This window comes from Nocardioides sp. YIM B13467 (genome assembly GCF_042788075.1).
Lineage (GTDB): Bacteria > Actinomycetota > Actinomycetes > Propionibacteriales > Nocardioidaceae > Nocardioides.
The window spans coordinates 1,396,546-1,416,757 of the sequence record NZ_JBHZPJ010000046.1; the positions used below are offsets into that span (position 1 = coordinate 1,396,546).

Below are 20,212 nucleotides of genomic sequence, written 5' to 3' on the forward strand. Positions count from 1 at the left end.
TCTTGCGCAGCTAGCTGATCGCGGCGACGATCTCCGGCGGGATGGCGGTCGACCCCGAGCCGTCGGCGGCGACGACCACGTAGACGACCGACACGGCGCAGGTGACGTCCTCGCCCCGGCGGAACTCGAACTCGAGCGTGAAGCTCTTGGTGCCGATCCGGGTGCTGCGCACCGGCACCTGAACGCGGTCGCCGAAGCCGATGCCGGCCTTCCAGTCCAGGTCGGCGTGGGCGAGCTGGACGTCGACACCCAGCTCCTGCCAGCGGCTGTAAGGCACCCCGCGGGTGTCGATGAAGTGGGTCATCGCCTCATCGACGTAGGTGAGGTACCAGCCGTTGAACATCACCCCCTGCATGTCGACCTCGAGGTAGCGGGGCGTGAACTCGTAGACCGTCGTCACGGCCGCTCCTTCGCGGGCAGGATCCGCCCGCTGACCTCGCCGAGAGCGATCCGGCCGCCGCCCGGCGCGGGCGCGGTGGCGGTGATGGTCACCTCGTCGCCGTCCTCCAGGAACGTACGCATCGACCCGTCGTCCAGCTTGAAGGGCTCGGCCCCCGACCAGCTGAGCTCGAGGAACGAGCCGCGCTGGCCCGGCTCGGGGCCGCTGATCGTGCCGCTGGCGAACAGGTCGCCGACGCGCAGCGAGGCGCCGTTGGCGGTCATGTGCGCGAGCATCTGCGGGGCTGTCCAGTACATGGTGGCGTACGGCGGCTCGGCGACCAGCGAACCGTTGAGCCGCACCTCGAGGGCGAGGTCGAGGGCCCAGGGCTCCAGCGCCGAGTCGTCCAGGTAGCCGGCCAGCGGAACGTCTCGTTCCGGGGGCCGGACCCGCGCCGCCTCGAGTGCGGCGAGCGGGAGAACCCACGGCGAGATCGAGGTGGCGAACGACTTGCCGAGGAACGGGCCCAGCGGGACGTACTCCCAGGCCTGGATGTCACGCGCCGACCAGTCGTTGAGGAGCGTGATCCCGAAGATGTGGTCGGCGGCCTCGGCGAGCGGGACGGGGTGGGCCATCTCGGAGCCGACGCCGACCACGAACCCGAGCTCGGCCTCGATGTCGAGCCGGATCGAGGGGCCGTCGACGATCCCCTCGGGCGTCTTCCGCAGCCCGGTCGGCCGGACGACGTCGGTGCCGGAGACGACCACCGTGCCGGAGCGGCCGTGGTAGCCGATCGGCAGGTGCTTCCAGTTGGGCGTCAGCGGCTCGGAGTCGGGGCGGAACATCTTCCCGACGTTGGACGCGTGGTGCTCGGAGGCGTAGAAGTCGACGTAGTCGGCCACCGTGAACGGCAGCAGCAGGTCGGCGTCCTCGATCGGCACCAGGTGCGGCCTGACCTCTGCCTCGCAGGCGGGGTCGCCGAGCAGCCGGGTCGCTTCCGCGCGTACGTCCTTCCACACCGCCGGGCCCGCAGCGAGCAGGGCATCGAGCCCGCCTGCGCCGACGCCGGTAACGGCGGCGACGTCGAGCACGAAGTCACCGATCCGCACCCCGAGTCGCGGGGCGGGATCCGCTGCCGTGCGGAAGGTGGCGTACGGCAGCGCCTCGAGGCCGAACTGACTGTCCTCGAGGTCCAGCCACGGGGTCACTGGCGGCCCCCGGCCCAGGTCCAGGCGTACTTGCCGTCGTCGACCGTGGCGCCGGCCTCGCCGACCTCCAGGGGCCGGAAGGTGTCGACCATGACCGCGAGCTCGTCGAAGAACTCCGCACCCAGGCTGCGCTCCATCGCGCCGGGCTGCGGCCCGTGGGCGTGGCCACCGGGGTGCAGCGTGATCGATCCGATGCCGATCCCGGAGCCCTTGCGGGCCTCGTAGTCGCCACCGACGTAGAACATGACCTCGTCGGAGTCGACGTTGGAGTGGTAGTAGGGCACCGGCACCGCGAGCTCGTGGTAATCCACCTTGCGGGGCACGAAGTTGCAGATCACGAAGTTGTTGCCCTCGAAGACCTGGTGGGCGGGCGGCGGCTGATGGACCTTGCCGGTGATCGGCATGTAGTCGGCGATGTTGAAGACGTAAGGGTAGAGGCAGCCGTCCCAGCCGACGACGTCGAACGGGTGGTGCGGGAGGACGTGGACCGACCCGGCGATGCCGCCAGGACCGGGGCCGCGGTGCTTGATGTAGACCTCAATTCCTTGGGCCTCGGCCTCGGTCGCGTCCACGGTCTGCGGGTCGGTCGGGAGCCGGAGGTCCCGCTCGCAGTAGGGGGCGTGCTCGAGGAACTGGCCGAACCGGGAGAGGTAGCGCTTCGGCGGGGCGATGTGGGAGTTCGCCTCGATCGCGTAGACCCGCAGCGGGGCGTCGCCGCCCGGCACCCACCGGTGGGTGGTGGCACGCGGGATCACCACGTAGTCGCCCTCACCGACCTCCAGGTTGCCGAAGACGGTCTCGACGACACCGGTGCCGGACTCGACGTAGACACACTCGTCGCCGATCGCGTTGCGGTAGAGCGGCGAGGTCTCCCCCGCCACCGCATAGTGGAGACGTACGTCGCCGTTGCCGAGCACCAGCCGGCGCCCGGTCACCGGGTCGTGACGCTTCCATTCCTCACCAGGGAAGAGGTCGTGAAGCCCGAGGTGCATCGGGCGCAGGGGATGGTTGGGGGTGGTGCCGTGGTCGGGCAGCTCCCAGATGCGTACGTCCTTCACCGCCGAGGGGATGTGGCGGTGGTAGAGCAGGGAGGAGTCCGAGGAGAACCCTTCCTCGCCCATGAGCTCTTCGTAGTAGAGATTCCCTTCTCCGTCGCGGTGTTGGGTGTGCCGCTTGGGCGGGATGTGCCCGCGCTGTTGGTAATGCGCCATACCCCGGATCGTACGTGACCTGGACCACAGCGATCACGGGGGCCGAACGTCCTGAATTCGTCTCAGATACCTCCCAGGGCATGGCTCCCTCCCCTAGGCTCCGGAGATGCCCTCCGACACCCCCGAGACCCTCTTCGTCGCACACGCGACGGGTCGTCTCCTGCATGTCCGGGCCTGCCCCCAGCTCCTCGGCCTCGACGCCCCGATCAGGGCCACCGCCGCGCAGATCGAGACGCTGGGCACGTGCGCTTGGTGCGCCAAGGAACTCTCCGAGGCCGGCCGAAAGTACTTCGACTCCGTCGAACAGGCCGTACGCACCCTCGACCCCTCCGACGATGCTGTCCGGGCTACCGAGGCGGCTCTGGGTGACGTCGACTACGAGCTCGTCTGGGTTCCGCCTAGCTATTCGCATATTGCTGTCGGGGACAAGGAACATGCGGTCGCTTGGATTGGGCGAGGCTGTGTCATGCATGAGGATGGGCGGCTTATCGACTTCGGTTGAGGGTGGTGGGTCTTCACCCGTTCTCGCGGGCTGTGTTTTCGGGGTTGGGGTGGGCCGCCGACCCGTTCTTTGAGGGTCTCTCGATCTGGACCGGCGTCAAGGACGCCCTTCGGGCGCCGGCTTCGCCGGCCGCCTTCGGCGGTCCTGGACTCCGGACCAGATCGAGAAAAGATTTGGCTGGCTATCGGGGCGGCGGCCCGGGTGTGGCGCAGCGGAATCTTGTTTGAGACAGGTGAGGTTGATGGGCGCAAGGGTGGCCCTTCGGGCCACTTACCATCCACAGATACGAGGCCGTTAACTCACCGCGAAAAAGCGGTTGACCTGGGAAAATAGATAGCCAGGTAAGGGCTGGAAGCGTAGAATCAGACCCATCACAACACCTCTTTGAAGGAGAGGATGGCGATGAGTCTCGGCCGCTCGATCGACCACTGGGGCGCCAACCCCGGCGACGCGATCGACGCTGCCTTGAAGGCCATCGAGACCGCCCTTCAAGAACTCCTCTCAGCCGATCCCGCCTATTGGCGCACAGGCCAGAAGAAGGACTTCCTCGAACGAGTAGAGAAGCTCCAGGCCCAACAGGCCGCACTCAGACTCCGGGTACTCGCCACGGCCGGCGACATCGCCGAAGAGACCGGTGCCAAAGACGCCTCCGCGTGGATGCGGACCGAGCTCCTCGTCGACAAGGGTGTCGCTCGCTCCCAGATCAAGCTCGCGACCAGCATCGCGAAGTACGACCTCGTCGCCGCCGGCCTCACCGAAGGTGTCGTCTCCCAGGACAAGGCCGGGGTGATCACTCGGGCACTGGACAAGATCGAGACCAACCCGGTCGCCAGTGCCGAGGACCTGGTGTTGGCGGAGAAGCTGCTGGTCGACTACGCCACCCGGTTGACCGCGAACGAGCTCCGGATCGTCGGCAAACGGATCCTGGCCGAGATCGACCCGGCCCGGTTCGAAGACGCCGAAGCCAAAGCCCTCCTCGCCGAGGAGGAACGGGCTCATCAGAAGACCGCCCTTCGGGTCTGGGACAACCACGACGGGACCATCGGGTTCGACGGTGTTCTCCCGGTCTCGATCGGGATGCGGTTCAAGCGGCTGGTCGAGGCCTACGCCCAACCCCGCAAACAACAACTCGTCGCCAAGGGTGCCCCGCTGCCGCCGTGGGAACGGCTCATGGGCCAAGGCTTCTCGCGGTTGTTGGAGACGGTGGACCCGGCTGCGTTGCCCCGCCACGGTGGTGATGCGACCACCATCAACGTGGTCATCTCCCTCGAGGAACTCCGCAAGGACCTCGGGATCGCGACCCTGGGCTATGACGAGACCAACGGCACCACCATCACCGCAGCGGAGGCCCGGCGGATGGCGTGCAACGCGACCATCATTCCCTGGGTGTTGGGCGGCGACAGTGAAGTCCTCGATGTCGGCCGTGGCAGTCGGTTCTTCCAGCCGATCCAACGCAAAGCGCTCCGGTTGCAGCAGAAGTGCTGCCGAGCCGAGGGCTGTGACATGCCACCGGAATGGTGCGACGCCCACCATCTCGAACCCTGGGCGGAGGGCGGAAAGACAGACTTGAAGGACGGGGCGTTGTTGTGCCCCCATCATCACCGCCTGGCGCACAACCCTGCCTACACGCATGAGCGGCTACCGGATGGCACGATCCGATTCAGCCGCCGCCCCTAGGCCGGCAGGCACCAACCACTCCACCACGGTGCCAACAGCGCGCCCATCTCGGGCACGCCGACACCAGAACCCGACCCGGTCACAGCGACGGCTCGCTTGTGAACGGTTCACAAGGTCTCGCCCACTGCCATAGGCGAGCCACGAGGCATGGACCCGCCGGGCGCACGACCGCCCACGGCCCCCAAGCCCGTACCCAACTGAATCCGCTGCGCCACACTCTCGCCGCCGACCCGATACAGGCGAAATCTTTCTCGATCGGGTGCCGGGTCAAGGATGGCCGCAGGCCACCGCGAAGCGGCGGGCGAAGCCCGTCCTTGACGCGGTGCGCGATCGAGAAACAATCGAACCAAGGGTCGGCGGCGAAACCCTGAAACGAAGCCACGGTCCCTTCCGCGCGGCTACCCGGGACCAAACCAAGACTCGGCAAAGCCCGACCACCGCCCCCCACAACAGGCGGTATCCTCGAAACATGACCGCGTTGCCCGACTGGATGCACCCTCCCCGTGAGGAGGGTTGGTACTCCGAAGACCTCGACATGCTCGTCGAGGCGCCGCGTCATACCGAACTCATCGACGGAGCCCTGGTCTTCAATATGTCACCGCAGCGCCGCTGGCACAGTCGGCTCGTCACGGCCCTGACCAACTCGCTGACGGCGCAGGCGCCGGACGGGTTCGAGGTGGATCGGGAGCTGACGGTGGTGCTCGACAGGCGCAACCGGCCGGAGCCGGACGTGCTGGTGAGCACGGCACGGATCTCCGACCAGGCGTCGTTCTACGATGCCGATTCTGTGGTCCTGGTGGTCGAGGTGGTCTCACCGGAGTCCGAGCACCGCGACCGGGCGGTGAAGCCGCAGAAGTACGCCGAGGCGGGGATCACCCACTACTGGCGCATCGAGAACGAGGACGGCGCGCCCGCGATCCATGTCTACGAGCGCGACGACCTCACCAACGCCTACGTCCCGACCGGGATCTTCCGCGACCGGCTCGACGTCCCGGTGCCGTTCCCGGTCAAGATCGACCTCACCGATCTGCTCCGCTGACATCCGCCACCGGCACCTCGGCGGGCAGCTGCTCCTGCTGGACGAGGTGGAGGTAGGAGAGGTGGCGCTCGTACTGGTCGAGGACGTCACCCATCAGCTGCTCGCGTGAGTAGCCGTTGACGTCGTAGCCCTGGGTGCCCTCGGCGAGGTGGACCTCGGCGCGGAAGTAGACGTCGCCGGTGACCCGGCCGACGGCGAAGGTCGGAGCGGGGCACGGTACCGGGGTGACCTTGTAGACGAACGCGGGCGCGTCCTCCAGATCGGTGTGGATCTGGACGCCGGCGACGCCGCGTACGGCCTTGGTCTCGGTCACCACCGAAGTCAGCCCGTGTGAGCAGAGCTCGGCGGCGACCTCCTCGAGGACCGGCTTCGCGACCATGTCGATGAATCGCTCGGTGTCCCTGGCGGTGGGATAGGTGACCGAGCGGCGCAACCGCTGCGCGAGCGAAGGACGTACGCCGCCCTCGCCCGCCCCGGCCAGGCGGGCCGAGGAGATCGCGCCCGGGAAGGAGTAGCGCGCGCTCGCCGTCTTGAACGACTCCAGCCGTAGCGAGCGGTGGAGTCCTACGGCGACCAGGGCGAGCACGACCGAGAAGGGCAGGCCCATGATGATCGTCGCGTTGGTCAGCGTGGTCAGCCACGCGTCCCCGCCGGCGAACATCAGAGCGAGAGTCAGCGCGCCGATCGCGACCGACCAGAAGATCCGCACCGGGATCGAGCAGTCGGCCATCGGGTGCGGCAGCCGTGAGGTGAAGTTGCCCATCACCAGCGCGCCCGAGTCGGCCGAGGTGACGTAGTAGAGGAACCCGGTCATGGTGGCGAGCGCGACCAGCGCGATCGCCCCCGGGTAGTTGTCGAGGAAGGCGTAGAAGCCCTGCGCGTAGTTGGCGTTGGTCAGCTCGCCGAACTCGGCGTCGCCGCCGCGGATCCGGCCGAGCGCGCTGTTGCCGAAGATCGAGACCCACAGCAGGATGAACCCGAACGGGATCATCATCACGCCGACCAGGAACTGCCGGATCGTCCGCCCGCGCGAGATCCGCGCCAGGAACAACCCGACGAACGGCGACCAGGCCACCCACCAGGCCCAGAAGAAGAGCGTCCACAGGTTCTTCCAGACGCCGACGTCGGGGTTCTCGACGGTGTCGTACGGCATCGTGTCGAAGCTCATCCCGGGCAGGTGCACGAGATAGTCGCCGAGGTTCATCACCAGGGAGTTGAGCAGGAACGCGGTGTCGTCGGAGAAGAGCACGTAGAGCATCAGCGCCAGCGAGAGCAGCACGTTGAGCTCGGAGAGCCGCCGGATGCCCTTGTCGACCCCGGAGACGGCTGAGATCGTGCCGAGCAGCACCGCGACCACGACCAGGCCGACCTGCGCGCCACGGCCTTCGGGGATGCCGAAGAGAACGTTGAGACCCGCGTTGAGCAGGGCGATCGAGATGCCGAGCGAGGTGGCGATGCCGAAGATGGTGCCGAGCACCGCGGCCATGTCGATGCCGTCCCCGAGCCGCCCGTGGACCCGCTTGCCGAAGATCGGGTAGAGCGCGGAACGGATCGAGAGCGGCAGCCCGTGGCGGAAGGAGAAGTAGCCCAGCGCCATGCCCATGACGGCGTACATCGCCCAGCCGGACAGGCCGTAGTGGAACAGCGTCCAGCCCACCGCCTGCTCGGCGGCAGCGATGTTGCCGCCCTCGCCGGTCGGCGGGGTGAGGTACTGCGAGACGGGCTCGGCGACCGAGTAGAACATCAGGTCGGCGCCGATCCCGGCCGCGAAGAGCATCGCCGTCCAGGTGAACATCGAGTATTCCGGCCGGGACTCCTCCGGGCCGAGCCGGATCCGCCCGTAGCGGGACAGGCAGATGAACAGCACGAACGCGATCAGCGCAGCGGCGAGCGCGAAGTACCACCAGCCGAAGTACGTCGAGATCCACCCCACGACGCGCCCGATCGCTGCGCCAGCGGTGTCCGGCGCGAGCAGCGTGAAGAGCGTGAACGCGACCACCACCCCGGCGGAGCCGAAGAAGACGGTCTTGTTCAGCTCCGGCTTCGTCGTCGGGATCTCGTCTGGGTCTGCGGCGGGTTCACCCAAGGGCGTACGCGACGGGTCGATTGTCTCCGGCATGAACTGTCTCCTCCGGTTGGGGTGCCCGGCACGCTAGTCCACCCGGCGCCGGTTCGGGTCACGGTTGGGTTTCAGGACTTGTTGCGCGGGTCCCCGGCCGGCCACAGCGGCGAGTCGTCGCGGTGGCGGTAGTAGGGCACGTCGGAGGGCGCCAGCGGGGTGTTGCCGGCGATCAGGTCGGCCGCCTTCTCCGCGACCATCATCACGGGCGCGTAGATGTTGCCGTTGGTGACGTACGGGAAGACGCTCGCGTCCACGACCCGTAGTCCTTCGGTGCCGTGCACCTTCATCGAGGTGGGATCGGTGACGGCCATCTCGCCGGTCCCCATCGCGGCGGTGCAGGAAGGGTGCAGCGCGGTCTCGGCGTCCTTGCGGACCCACTCGAGGATCTCCTCGTCGGTCTCCACGCTCGGCCCCGGTGACATCTCGCCGGCGTTGAACGGCGCGAAGGCAGGCTGGTTGAGGATGTTGCGGGCCACCCGGACCGCCTCCACCCACTCCTTGCGGTCCGTCGGGGTGGAGAGGTAGTTGAAGAGCATCGACGGCTTGCGCATCGGGTCGGCGCTCTTGATCCGCACGTAGCCGCGGGTGTCGGCGTACATCGGGCCGATGTGCACCTGGTAGCCGTGCTGGCCCTTCTCCTGGCCGGGCGCCATCGACCCGTCGTAGCGGATCGCGATCGGCAGGAAGTGGAACATCAGGTTGGGCCAGTCGACGTCCTCGTTGGACCGCGCGAACCCGCCACCCTCGAAGTGGTTGGTCGCGCCCAGGCCCTTCTTCTGGAAGAGCCACTGCCAGGCGATCTTGGGCCGCTGGTGCCACACCAGACCGGGCGCGATCGAGACCGGCTGCTTGGAGGCGTACTGGATGTAGACCTCGAGGTGGTCCTGGAGGTTCTCCCCCACGCCGGGAAGGTTGTGGACGACGTCGATCCCGTGCTGTCGCAGCAGCGACTCCTCCCCCACTCCCGAGAGCTGGAGGAGCTGAGGCGTGTTGATCGCGCCGCCGCAGCAGATCACCTCGCCGGCGCTGACCGTGTGCTCCCGGCGCGCCCGGCCGACACCGCGTACGTAGTCCACACCGGTCGCCCGCGGGACGTCACCGGAGGTGTCGAAACGGATCTTGGTGGCGTACGCGAAGGTCTCGACGTCGAGGTTGGGGCGGTTCATCACCGGGTGCAGGTAGGCGCGGGCGGCCGACCAGCGGCGGCCGTCCTTCACGTTGCGGTCGAAGGGGGCGAACCCCTCCTGGCGGTAGCCGTTGACGTCGTCGGTGAGCGGGTAGCCGGCCTCCTGGGCGGCCTCGAAGAAGGCCGAGAAGAGCGGGTTGGAAGCGGGACCGCGCTCGAGATGGAGCGGCCCGGAGCCACCGCGCCACTGGTCGGCGCCGGAGGTGCCGTCCTCGAGGAAGCGGCTCTCCATGCGCTTGAAGTAGGGCAGGCAGTGGCGGTAGTCCCAGGTCTCCATGCCGGGGTCGGCCGCCCAGCGCTCGTAGTCCATCGGGTTGCCGCGCTGGAAGATCATCCCGTTGATCGAGCTCGAGCCGCCGAGCACCTTGCCGCGCGCGTGGTAGACCTTCCGGCCACCGAGGTGAGGCTCAGGATCGGTCTCGTAGCCCCAGTCGTAGAGCTTCGAGCCGATCGGGAACGGCAGTGCCGCGGGCATGTGGATGAACGGGTCGATCTTGAAGTCGCTGTGACCGGCCTCGAGGACCAGAACCTTCGTGGACGGGTCGGCGCTGAGCCGGTTGGCGAGCGCGGAGCCGGCCGAGCCACCGCCGACGATCACGTAGTCGTAGGTCTGGGTCATCGTCTTCACTTCTCCTCGGCGGTGCGCGGGGCGAACCAGTGCTGTGGGCTGGGATCGATGTTGTGCCAGATGTGCTTGGTCTCGCGGTACTCCTCCAGCCCGGCCTGGCCGAGCTCGCGGCCGATCCCGGACTGCTTGTAGCCGCCCCACTCGGCCTGGGCCACGTAGGGGTGGTAGTCGTTGATCCAGACCGTGCCCATCCGGAGCCTCGCGGCGACCCGCTCGGCGCGGCCGGCGTCGGAGGTCCACACCGCGCCGGCGAGGCCGTAGATGGAGTCGTTGGCGATGCGGACGGCGTCATCCTCGTCGGTGAAGGTCTCCACGGTGAGGACCGGCCCGAAGGACTCGTCCTGGGTGACGGACATGTCGGTGGTGCAGTCGTCGAGGATCGTCGGCAGGTAGTAGAAGCCGTCGGCGAGCGCGGGGTCGTCGGGGCGCTTGCCGCCGGTGCGGAGGGTGGCACCCTCGGCGAGACCCTTCGCGACGTACGCCTCCACCTTGTCCCGGTGGGCGCTGCTGGTCAGCGGGCCGGTCTCGGCCTCCTCGTCGAAGGGGCCACCGAGACGGATCTGCTCGGCCCGGGCGACCAGCTCGTCGACGAAGCTGTCCTTGATCGACTCCTCGATGATCAGCCGCGCGCCGGCGGAGCAGACCTGGCCGGAGTGCAGGAAGACGGCGGTCAGCGCGAAGTCGAGCGCGGTCTCGCGGTCGGAGTCGGCGAAGACGATGTTGGGGTTCTTGCCGCCGAGCTCGAGGGCCACCTTCTTCACCGTCGCCGCGGCGTTGGCCATCAGCCGCTTGCCGGTGGCCAGGCCCCCGGTGAAGGAGACCAGGTCGATGCGGGGGTCCTCGGACAGTGGCGCGCCCGCGGTCGGTCCCTCACCGAGGACGAGGTTGCCGACACCCGCCGGGAGCCCGGCCTCCTCGAGCACCTTCATCAGATGGATCGCACTGTGCGGCGTGATCTCGCTGGGCTTCAGCACGAACGTGTTGCCCGCGGCCAGGCACGGCGCAACCTTCCAGGCGACCTGCAGCAGCGGGTAGTTCCACGGCGTGATCAGCCCGCAGACCCCGATCGGCTCGTGCACGATCCGGCTCTTCACAGCAGGGTTGCCGCTGTCGATCACTCGACCGGCGTCCTCGGTGGCGACATGCCCGAAGTGGCGGAACACCGAGACCACGTCGGCGACGTCGTACTCGCTCTCGACCAGCCGCTTCCCGGTGTCGAGCGACTCCGCCCGGGCGATGATCGCGGTGTCCCGCTCGAGCAGGTCGGCGACCCTCAGCAGCAGGTCGCCCCGCTCCCGCGCGGACGTCGCCGGCCACCCGCCGCTGTCGAAGGCGTTCCGCGCCCCGGCGATCGCGGCCCGGGTGTCCTCGGCTCCAGCCTCCGCAACGGTTCCGACGACCGCGCCGTCGGCGGGACAGCGGATCTCCCGCTGCTCGCCCGACTGCGCGGGCAACCAGCGCCCGTCGATGTAGATCTGGCTCATGCAACCTCCGACGTCGGGTTGCTCAACAGGCAACCGCGGGTGAATTGCAAATGATCCTGCGCCGACGTGAAGGGCCAGGTCAAGGGCTTGGAGGACAAAGTTGTTGCAGGTGGTACAAATTTGTTCCACCTGCAACAAATGGCTGCGGCAGTTGTTACAGTCGCCGCATGACGACCGCTGGGACCGCGCCTGCGAAAGATCCACAGCGCCGCGCTGCCTGGGCCGAGCTGGCGACCGACTATGTCCACGAGCACGGCCTGATCGGCCTGAGCCTGCGCCCACTGGCGGCCGAGCTGGGCACCAGCAACCGGGTCCTGCTCTACCACTTCGGCACCAAGGACCAGCTGGTCGCCGACGTGCTCCGCACATCCAACGAGAGGTCGGTCGCCGAGGTCGCCGCGCTCGAGCCCTCCAAGGACCTGCGATCCGCCGTCCACGACCTCTGGTCAGTGATGGCGGGCGACCGGTGCAGCTGGATCTATGTGGAGGCGGCCGCGCTCGGCCTCTTCGGCAGGGAGCCGTACGTCTCGGCGGTCCAGGAAGCCAACACACTGTGGATCGCCGGTCTCATCGCGCATCTGAACAAGTCCGGAGTGGATCCCGCCGTCTCCGAACGGGCAGCCCACGTCATCGACGCCGCCTTCATGGGGTTCCAGCTCAGCCAGGGTCCCGACGGCAGCCTCCCAGAGCGTGCCCGGTCCGTCGACGATCTGGCGGACGCCGTCGCCGCTCTGGCCTGATCCACGCGCCCGCGACGCGTTCCGCTCCTCCAACCTGTCACGGATCGGCGATCGCCGGTGTCCTAGGGGTATGAACCTCGACAAGCAGGAGGAAGACATGAGCAAGCCCCACGTGATGGTCGTCGGAGGCGGATACGCGGGCGTGATGGCCGCGAACCGGCTCACCAAGCGCGAGGACGTCGCCATCACCCTGGTCAACTCGCGCGACCACTTCGTCGAGCGGATCCGGCTGCACCAGCTGGTCGGCGGCACGTCCGATGCGGTGGTGGCCTACGCCGACGTCCTCAGCCCGCGCGTGCGGCTGCTCGTCGGCACGGTGAGCGCCATCGACGCCGCGGCGCGGACGGTCGCGCTCGAGGACGGGCAGGAGGTGGCGTACGACTATCTGGTCTACGCCGTCGGCAGCACCGGCGAGACGCAGGTGGCGGGGGCGCAGGAGCATGCCTTCGGGGTCTCGACCTATGAGGAGGCGACCCGGCTGAAGGCGGCGCTGGAGACGACGCCGGCCGACGCGCCGGTGGTCGTCGTCGGCGGCGGACCGACCGGCATCGAGGTCTCCTCCGAGCTCGCCGAGGCCGGCCGGAACGTGGCTCTGATCTGCGGAGACAGGCTTGGTCCGTGGCTGCACGAGAATGGCCGGGCAGATGCCGAGCGCGCCCTGCGGCGGCTGGGCGTAGGCATCGTCGAGGGCGCCCGCGTGGCGGAGGTGCTGGACGGCCGCGTACGTCTCGACAACGGCCGCGAGCTGACCAGCTCGGTGACGATCTGGACCGCCGGTTTCACCACCCCGGACCTGGCGCGCCGCAGCGGGCTCTCCACCGACGAGATCGGCCGGCTGGTCACCGACGAGACGCTGACCAGCGTCGACGACGACCGGATCGTCGCGACCGGAGATGCCGCGGCGCCCTCGCGACTGGCGTACCGGATGAGCTGCCAGGCCGCCAACCAGCTCGGGCCGCTGGCCGCGGAGACGGTGCTGAGCCGGCTCGCCGGCGCCACGCCCGAACCGATCAGCATCGGCTTCGTGGGACAGTGCATCAGCATCGGCCGCGGGCTCGGCCTGGTGAACTTCGCCCGCCGCGACGACTCGGCCGTGGGCGGCCGGCTCCGTGGGATGCCCGCGGCGAAGGTGAAGGAGCTCGTCTGCCGCAGCACGGTCTGGGCCCTGGGGATGGAGGCGCGTCGTCCCGGATCCGCGATCGGCTTCAAGGACCGGTCTCGCGCCGCACGCGTCCAGGTAGCAGCGACCACGCCGCTGGTCCGGGAGCCCAGCCGGTGAGTCTCACGTACGCCGGCCTGGCGGACTTCGTCTGTCTCGGCTGAGGTCTCGGCTGAGGTCTCGTCCGAGGTCTCGTCCGGCGGTTTCGGGAGGAGTTCAGGCAGGGGACGTACGGCGGTTGCCACGGGATCACGTGGTCCGGCCAGGTTGAGGGCCACCCTCACCGAAAGAGATCCTGATGCGTACCTTCGTCCGGTCGCTGACCGCGGTGCTCGCCGCGGCGGCATTCCTCTCCCCCACCGCCGCCACGGCGAGCACGACCGAATNCGTCGGCGTCCCGGCCGGCGTTCGGCTCGACCTGGGTGCGACAGCGAAGGCATGGGCCGCCGACGAGGCTGCCCGGCGAGTCCACGCGCGGTTGGGCCACGCGGTGCTGGTGGGGATCGGCGGCGACCTCGCCGTCGCTGGTGTCGGGGAGAGTCCTTGGCACATCGACGTCTCGGAGGTGGCCGACGGTCCTGTCCATCGGGTCGACGTCGCGTACGGCGGCCTGGCGACCTCGTCGGTCCTCTCCCGTGCATGGACGTCGGACCGCGGTCCCGAGCACCACGTGATCGACCCGGCCACCGGGCGTCCCGCAGCCGGTTCGGTGCGGACAGCGACCGTCTGGGCGCCCACGGCTGTCGCGGCCAACACCTGGAGCACTGCAGCCATCGTGTGGGGTGGCTCGGCCGCGTCGCGACTGTGCGCCGCCGGCGTCGACGCTCGCCTGGTCCGTACCGACGGACACGTCACCGTGCTGGGCAGCTGGCCGGCCGACAACGAGGTGGCGGCATGACACTGTGGTACCTCGCCCGGGCGGCCGGCTTCGCCGCGTTGGTCGCGGCGACCGCGTCGGTGATGCTCGGCGCTCTCGCCTCGGGCTCTCGCACGGGCGACCCGCAGAGCCGGGACCGGCGGGTCCTGCGGCAGCAGGCTCATCGATCCGCCGCCGTCGTGACGGTCGCAATGCTGCTGCTCCACGTCACCCTGCTCGTGCTCGACAGCTACGTCGACGTGAGCGTGCCCGGTGCCCTCGTGCCGTTCACGGCCGGCTACCGCAGCATCGCGCTCGGCCTGGGCACCCTCGCGACGTACGCCTTGCTGGCAGTGGCTGTGATCGGCGCCGCTCGCGGCCGAATCGCGGTATCCGCCGCGGGCGCGCGAGCGTGGCGTGCGGTCCATCTGTCGGCGTACGTCGTCTGGGTCCTGGCCATGGCGCACGGGTTGCTCGCCGGGACCGATACCGGGACCTGGTGGTCGTGGATCCTGTACGGCGGGTGTGCGGTGGCAGTTCTCGTCGCGGTCTGGATCCGCGTCGTCGCTGCCGATACCCAGCACGTCGCGCCGCTGACGACCGCGCGTCGGCGGCTGACCTCCGGAGGAGTCCGATGACTGTCCTCGACTCCCGCCCGGCACCCGTCGCGTACGGGACGGCGCGGCTGCTCGCCGGGGTCACCTCCGGCCGGCCGGCGGATCTGGCTCGACACCGTGAGCACCATGGTGAGCAACGTTTCCGCGGGCACGGTGAGCTGGCCGCGCTCGCCGACCAGGTCCGCCTTCTGGGGCGCGGGGGAGCGGCGTTCCCGGTGGGCACCAAGCTGCGCGCGATGCCGGCAGGCGGCGGAACGCACGTGCTCGTCAACGGGTCCGAGAGCGAACCGGCCAGCCAGAAGGACCGGACGCTGATGCGGCTTGCGCCGCATCTGGTTTTCGACGGCGCACTCGTCGTCGCGCGCGCACTCGGCACGCGCCGGGTCACGATCGTCCTTCATGATCCGGTCTCGGAGCGGACACTGGCTGCGGCGCGCGGAGAACGCCGGGACGCGGCGGATGTGCGCTTGGTCCGGACCGACGGCGGATTCGTCTCCGGCGAGGTCCGCGCCGCGATCAGGGGACTGAACGGCGGAACAGCGGTGCCGCCGGGCCGTCGTGTGCTCCCCCACGAGCGCGGCATCGACGACGCACCGACGTTCGCCTCGAACGTCGAGACCTTCGCGCACCTTGCGTTGCTCTCATCACTTGGAGCTGACCGATTCGCCGCGGTCGGGTCACCGGAGGAACCCGGAACCACGCTGCTGACCCTGGTCGGCGACCTACCGCATCCCGGTGTCGTCGAGGTTCCGACCGGCCTGCCCCTGTCGGCTCTCCTGCCCGAACAGGGCGCCAGCCCACGGCCGGTGCTGGTCGGCGGGTACCACGGCAGCTGGATTAGCGACGTCCGCGGTCTGCGGATCACGCGCCCTTCGCTCAGGGCCGCGGGGCTGCCCTTGAACGCCGGTGTGATCGCTCGACTCTCGAGCGCGACCTGTGCACTCGGCGAGGTGGCCGCCGTAAGCTCCTGGCTCGCCGATCAGTCCGCGGGCCAGTGCGGCCCGTGCTTCTTCGGTATCCCGGCCGTCGCGCATGACGTGCACCGGCTGCTGGCCGGGATCGACTCCGGCGGCGACCTGGAACGCCGGGTCGCCCATCTCCCAGGGCGGGGCGCGTGTGCCCACCCGGACGGCTCGGCCATGTTCGTCCGGACCGCCCTCGCGGCCCTCGGTGACGAGATCGAAGCTCACCGCCGGTACGGCACCTGTGGACAGCCGTGGCGGCACGAGCTCCCCACGAGCACGCAGGCAGGTGCAGCGTGAAGATCGAGGTCGACTGGACCCGCTGCGACGGCCATGGACTGTGCGCGCGTCTGCTGCCGGAGAGGATCGCCGTCGATGAGTGGGGCTTCCCGGTGATAGGCGACGCCGACATCGACGCTTCGCTCAGGCGACACGCACGACGTACCGTCTCGGCGTGCCCCCAGCTCGCCCTCCGGCTGACCGACGTCCGCGCGCCGTCCTGAGCCGGGCCGGCCGCCGGACGATCGAGATCATCCGGCGGCCGGCCGTCGTCGCTGCTGTGACCTACTCGAACGGGTCGAAGTAGGCGACCGTGGCAGCGTCGAGGTTGCTGTCGAGACCGGCGGGGTCGAACGAAGTGGTGCTCACCCCGGTGACGTACAGGCGTCGCTTGCCGTCGGGCCCGCGGTCGATCGCCACGCCGTTCGCACCATCAGGTGCGGCCGTCGCGTCGTAGGCCGCCGACCACACCTGCTCGCCGTCGGTCATGTCGTAGGCGATGGTGGTGTAGTCGTTCTTGGTCTCCGAGTCCATCGTCTCGCCGGTGACGACCGCGTGGGTGCCGTCCTCGGAGATCGTCACGTCCCAGGGGACGTCGGTTCCGTGGGCAGTGCCGTCGTGGTGCGTCGCCCAGACCTCGTCGCCGGTCGTGACGTCGTACGCGACGGTGGAGTAGTCCATGTCGGTGGCGCCCTCGACGTTGCCGGTCACGAGGACGGTGCTCCCATCGGGGGAGACCGCGGTGGCCTGGGGCGTGTCGGTGCCGGCCCCGCCGTGATCCGCCGACCATCGCTCCTCGCCGGTGGCGAGGTCATAGGCAACCGTGCTCCAGTCACCCTGGCGGTCCGTGTTGCTGACCACGCCGGACACGATCACGGTGTCCCCGGCGATCTGCACCTGGCCGGAGATGTCGATCTGCCCCTCGGATCCGTTGCGCAGTACGTCCCACAGCTGGTCGCCGGTCGCCGCGTCATAGGCCACGGTGCCCCAGTCGGTGAGACCGGTGCCCTCGCCCCGGCTCTGACCGGTGACGACGATCGTGCTCCCGTCCTCGCTGACGGCGATGGCCCGGGCGTCGTCGGTGCCCTGCACCGGGTCGTCGTAGCGAGAGGTCCACAGCTGCTCGCCGGTGGCGGCGTCATAGGCGACCGTGGCGTAGTCCAGCTGTGCCTCGCTCACGGTCTGGTAACCGGTGACGTAGATCCGCTTGCCGTCGGGGCTGACCACCAGATCGTTGACCGTGTCCCCGGCCTGGCCGGGGCCGTCGAGCCGGGTGTTCCACTTCTCCGTGCCGGTGGCGCCGTCGTAGGCGATGGTGACGAAGTCTCCGCCGCTGGTTCCTGCCACGTAGACCGTGTCGCCGTCAGGGCTCATCCCGAAGCCGCCCGGCTCGTCCGACCCGCCGTTCGAGCCGTCCCACTGGACCTCCCAGAGCGGGTCACCGGACTCGGGGTCGTAGGCCGCGGTGAGGAAGTCGGTCACCAGGGTGCCCGGCACCGGCGGGGAGCTCAGGCCGCTCATGTAGAGCCGTGTCCCGTCGGGGTGAAGGAGTAGGTCGCTGCCGACGTCGGCGGATGTGCCGAAGGCGCCGCGTGCGCCGTCGTACCGGGTCGCCCAGTCCTCCTCGCCCGGGCGCTTGGCACGCAGCACGATGGGGGAGCGGACCGTGTGTGATCCGTCGGTCCAGGACAGCTGGCCGCCGAGGTAGCGGAACAGCTCGGCGTCCTCGAGGGTGAAGGTCGCGGTGAAGGTCGCGCTCTCGCCCGGCTCGATCGTGAGGGTGCTCGGCTTGATCTCGACGTCGACGCCGTCGAGCCCGGTCACCGATGCCTTGTACGTCGCCGTCTTGCGGCCCACGTTGGTCACCGTGCGGGTGACGGTCTTCGCCGTGTCGAGCAGCCCGATCCCGATGGAGGGCGTGTTCAGGTCGCTCGGGTCGAGCGAGCGGCCGGAGTCCTCGAGGGCCTCACAGGTGCTGTCGAGTACGCCGCTGGTGGATCCGCACAGGAAGGCCAGCCAGTCGTTCGTGCCGCTGTCGTAGACCAGACCGGGGTCGGCGGCGGAGTTGGGCCGAACGTGTCCCGCGCCCTGCTTGAAGATCACCTTGGGATCCGTGGCCGCACCGTCGCGTACGTCGGATCCGGTGGTCATCAGCGCGGACTTGATCGCCATCGGCGACCAGGAGGGGTGCAGGTCCTGCAGCAGCGCCGCCAGGCCGGCGACGTGCGGTGCGGACATGGACGTGCCGCTCATCAGGTTGAAGTCCATGCCGCCCTGTCCCGGGGGAGCGACCGCGGCAAGGATGTCCTGCCCGGGCGCGATCACGTCCGGCTTGAGGAGGTCGCCGTTGCCCGCCACGAGCGGCCCGCGAGAGGAGAACTCAGCGGTGTTAGGCGCGTCTCCGCCACGCTGGATGGTCGCGGCCTCGATCGTCGCGGTGGCGCCCGAGGTGGCGGCGTACGCGTTCACCGCACTCCACTCGGTGTCTGCCAGGTGCACGGTGGGGACCGAGTGGAAGTCGGAGTTGAGCGAGTTCTCGTAGGCGTTGACGAAGATCATTCCGACCCCGCCTGCTTCGGCGACCGCGCGGCTGGAGTTGACGCGCGCGATGTCACCGCCGCGCTGGCACAGGACGATCTTGCCGGCCACCTTGGCCGGGTCGAGCGCCGGCTTGCCGTTGTTGTCGCTGGCCGGATAGCAGCGCGAGCCCGCGCCGATCGACACTCCCGGCAGCCGGGCCGCGGCGCCGGTGATGAGCGGGGCCGGACCGACGCCCTTGGTGGCGACCGAGGCACCGGTGTAGCGGCTGCCGTTGCCCAGGGTGACCGCTCCGGTGGTGGTGCGGTCGTGGGTGCCCGCCGCGACGGTGGTCAGCCACGGTCCCGGGTGCGCGACGGTGGACTCCGTCGGGCCGGAGTTGCCGGCCGAGGCCGACACGAAGATCCCGGCCGCGGCCGCGTTGAGGAACGCGACCTCGGTCGGCTCGAGGAAGTCGGTGCTGGAACCCGAGACCGAGTAGTTGATGACGTCCACGCCATCGGCCACGGCCTGGTCGATGGCTGCGACCATGTCGGAGGTGTAGCCGTTCGCGGTGCTGCCGTCCTCGGCGGACCACAGGGCCTTGTACGACGCGATCCGCGCCCGGGGTGCGATGCCGGTGATCTCACCGAACGCTGCCGCGGGGCCGGTGACGTCGACACCATGGTTGCCGCCGGAGGTCGAGGCGGTGTGGGTGCCGTGACCGTTGTAGTCGCGCGGCGAGCTGAACTCCCAGGGAAGCTGTTCGTCGATGCCCGCGTCTCCTCCCCAGCCCTCGTTGAAGTAGCGAGCCGTGACCAGCTTGCTGTTGCACAGGTTGGCGTCCCAGGAGTCGTCGCCGACGGTCTCGGCCGATGCGCAGGTGCCTCGGAAGCCCCTCGGCTTGCCGATGTAGACCTTCTTGCCCGCCTTGTTGCGGTCCGAGAAGCTCTTCGACTCCGGCCAGATCCCGCTGTCGATCACGCCGATGATGACGTCCTCACCCGCGCCACGCGAGTGCTTGCCGCCTTCGGGTCCGCCGAGCTTGTCCCAGAGGCCGTTGCGAGCGTCGAGACCGAGGAAGCTGGCCGTCGAGGACGTGTCGGCCTCGACCTTGGTGTCCTCGTGGACGGCCACGACGTCGGGCTGCGCGGCGAGCTCGGCGGCCTGGGCCCCGGTGAGCTCGGCGGTGAAGCCGTCGAAGGAGTAGACGTACTGCTGGGTCGGCTCGCCGCCCTTGACCTTGGCCAGGGCGGACCGGTGCCGCCCGCGGAGGTGGTCGGCGTAGTCGACCGACGCGCTCGAGTCCGGGTCGACCTTGGCGCCCTTGCCCGGTCGCGTCGCCGAGAGGCCCTTGACGTCGCCGTCATAGGTGGCGACCGGGTCGAGCGCCATCTGGACGATGTACGTCCCGCGCTTGTCGGCCTTCGCCTTGGCCGCGGCGATGTCGGCCGCCTTCGTGACCTCGACACCACCGGCGCCACGGCTGAGCGCGCCGCTGGTGGGTCCGGTGCTGTCGCCGGTCTCGGCCGGCTCGTCGGCTCTCGCATCCGGCGCCATCGTCGTGACGAGGACCGTCGCGGCGGCCATCGCCAGCGAGCGACGGGCCCACCGTCGGATCGGGGGTTTGCGCTGCATCATCTGCT

The 20,212-nt window shown here is 69.3% G+C and carries 16 protein-coding genes; 9 read left to right on the plus strand and 7 right to left on the minus strand.

Going from position 1 to position 20,212, the window contains the following annotated elements:
* Positions 1-10 precede the first annotated feature (10 nt).
* The 3 genes from ACFX43_RS13840 to ACFX43_RS13850 are packed head-to-tail and all read right to left on the minus strand — an operon-like array spanning position 11 to position 2,798.
* Entirely contained in the window at positions 11-400 is a 390-nt protein-coding gene (locus ACFX43_RS13840; RefSeq protein ID WP_378822978.1) for an acyl-CoA thioesterase, read from the minus strand.
* Complete coding sequence (fahA, locus tag ACFX43_RS13845; protein WP_378822984.1) at positions 397-1,587, minus strand: fumarylacetoacetase; 1,191 nt, start codon at positions 1,585-1,587, stop codon at positions 397-399. Before fahA ends, ACFX43_RS13840 begins: the two co-directional genes overlap by 4 nt.
* Positions 1,584-2,798: a homogentisate 1,2-dioxygenase gene (locus tag ACFX43_RS13850; protein WP_378822993.1), complete on the minus strand. Its 1,215-nt coding sequence runs from the start codon at positions 2,796-2,798 to the stop codon at positions 1,584-1,586. Before ACFX43_RS13850 ends, fahA begins: the two co-directional genes overlap by 4 nt.
* A 106-nt stretch (positions 2,799-2,904) precedes the next feature.
* Between ACFX43_RS13850 and ACFX43_RS13855 the strand changes: the two genes are divergently transcribed.
* The 3 genes from ACFX43_RS13855 to ACFX43_RS13865 all read left to right on the plus strand — a co-directional run bounded on the left by ACFX43_RS13855 (position 2,905) and on the right by ACFX43_RS13865 (position 6,016).
* Positions 2,905-3,300 (plus strand): hypothetical protein, encoded by a 396-nt coding sequence (locus ACFX43_RS13855; protein WP_160024036.1) that lies wholly within the window; start codon positions 2,905-2,907, stop codon positions 3,298-3,300.
* A 402-nt stretch (positions 3,301-3,702) separates the two neighbouring features.
* The gene (locus tag ACFX43_RS13860; RefSeq protein WP_378823009.1) at positions 3,703-4,977 is read left to right on the plus strand and encodes a DUF222 domain-containing protein; all 1,275 of its coding nucleotides are present in this window, start codon (positions 3,703-3,705) and stop codon (positions 4,975-4,977) included.
* A 469-nt stretch (positions 4,978-5,446) separates the two neighbouring features.
* Positions 5,447-6,016, plus strand: a complete 570-nt coding sequence (locus ACFX43_RS13865; RefSeq protein WP_378823020.1) for a Uma2 family endonuclease — start codon at positions 5,447-5,449, stop codon at positions 6,014-6,016.
* Here the strand turns inward: ACFX43_RS13865 and betT are convergent.
* The 3 genes from betT to ACFX43_RS13880 all read right to left on the minus strand — a co-directional run bounded on the left by betT (position 5,997) and on the right by ACFX43_RS13880 (position 11,436).
* On the minus strand, positions 5,997-8,135 hold the full coding sequence (gene betT / locus ACFX43_RS13870) for a choline BCCT transporter BetT (RefSeq protein WP_378823028.1): 2,139 nt from the start codon (positions 8,133-8,135) through the stop codon (positions 5,997-5,999). The two genes, ACFX43_RS13865 and betT, sit on opposite strands and share 20 nt — an antisense overlap.
* 71 nt (positions 8,136-8,206) lie before the next feature.
* Positions 8,207-9,943, minus strand: coding sequence for a choline dehydrogenase (gene betA / locus ACFX43_RS13875; RefSeq protein ID WP_378823060.1), 1,737 nt, complete (start codon positions 9,941-9,943; stop codon positions 8,207-8,209).
* A gap of 5 nt (positions 9,944-9,948) precedes the next feature.
* Positions 9,949-11,436 carry an aldehyde dehydrogenase family protein gene (locus tag ACFX43_RS13880; protein ID WP_378823109.1) on the minus strand — a complete coding sequence of 496 codons (1,488 nt, stop codon included), beginning with the start codon at positions 11,434-11,436 and terminating at the stop codon, positions 9,949-9,951.
* A gap of 167 nt (positions 11,437-11,603) precedes the next feature.
* Here ACFX43_RS13880 and ACFX43_RS13885 point away from each other — a divergent pair, with 167 nt between their 5' ends.
* The 6 genes from ACFX43_RS13885 to ACFX43_RS13910 all read left to right on the plus strand — a co-directional run bounded on the left by ACFX43_RS13885 (position 11,604) and on the right by ACFX43_RS13910 (position 16,273).
* Complete coding sequence (locus ACFX43_RS13885; protein WP_378823134.1) at positions 11,604-12,176, plus strand: TetR/AcrR family transcriptional regulator; 573 nt, start codon at positions 11,604-11,606, stop codon at positions 12,174-12,176.
* Between the two features lie 97 nt (positions 12,177-12,273).
* Positions 12,274-13,455 (plus strand): NAD(P)/FAD-dependent oxidoreductase, encoded by a 1,182-nt coding sequence (locus ACFX43_RS13890; protein ID WP_378823164.1) that lies wholly within the window; start codon positions 12,274-12,276, stop codon positions 13,453-13,455.
* A 178-nt stretch (positions 13,456-13,633) separates the two neighbouring features.
* Positions 13,634-14,233 carry an FAD:protein FMN transferase gene (locus ACFX43_RS13895; protein WP_378823262.1) on the plus strand — a complete coding sequence of 200 codons (600 nt, stop codon included), beginning with the start codon at positions 13,634-13,636 and terminating at the stop codon, positions 14,231-14,233.
* Positions 14,230-14,829: a hypothetical protein gene (locus ACFX43_RS13900; RefSeq protein WP_378823342.1), complete on the plus strand. Its 600-nt coding sequence runs from the start codon at positions 14,230-14,232 to the stop codon at positions 14,827-14,829. Before ACFX43_RS13895 ends, ACFX43_RS13900 begins: the two co-directional genes overlap by 4 nt.
* On the plus strand, positions 14,826-16,070 hold the full coding sequence (locus ACFX43_RS13905; protein ID WP_378823406.1) for an NADH-ubiquinone oxidoreductase-F iron-sulfur binding region domain-containing protein: 1,245 nt from the start codon (positions 14,826-14,828) through the stop codon (positions 16,068-16,070). Before ACFX43_RS13900 ends, ACFX43_RS13905 begins: the two co-directional genes overlap by 4 nt.
* Positions 16,067-16,273: a ferredoxin gene (locus ACFX43_RS13910; RefSeq protein WP_378823527.1), complete on the plus strand. Its 207-nt coding sequence runs from the start codon at positions 16,067-16,069 to the stop codon at positions 16,271-16,273. The genes ACFX43_RS13905 and ACFX43_RS13910 overlap by 4 nt, the downstream gene beginning before the upstream one ends.
* A 61-nt stretch (positions 16,274-16,334) precedes the next feature.
* Here the strand turns inward: ACFX43_RS13910 and ACFX43_RS13915 are convergent, their stop codons facing one another.
* The gene (locus tag ACFX43_RS13915) at positions 16,335-20,204 is read right to left on the minus strand and encodes a S8 family serine peptidase (RefSeq protein ID WP_378823558.1); all 3,870 of its coding nucleotides are present in this window, start codon (positions 20,202-20,204) and stop codon (positions 16,335-16,337) included.
* Between the last annotated feature and the right edge of the window lie 8 nt (positions 20,205-20,212).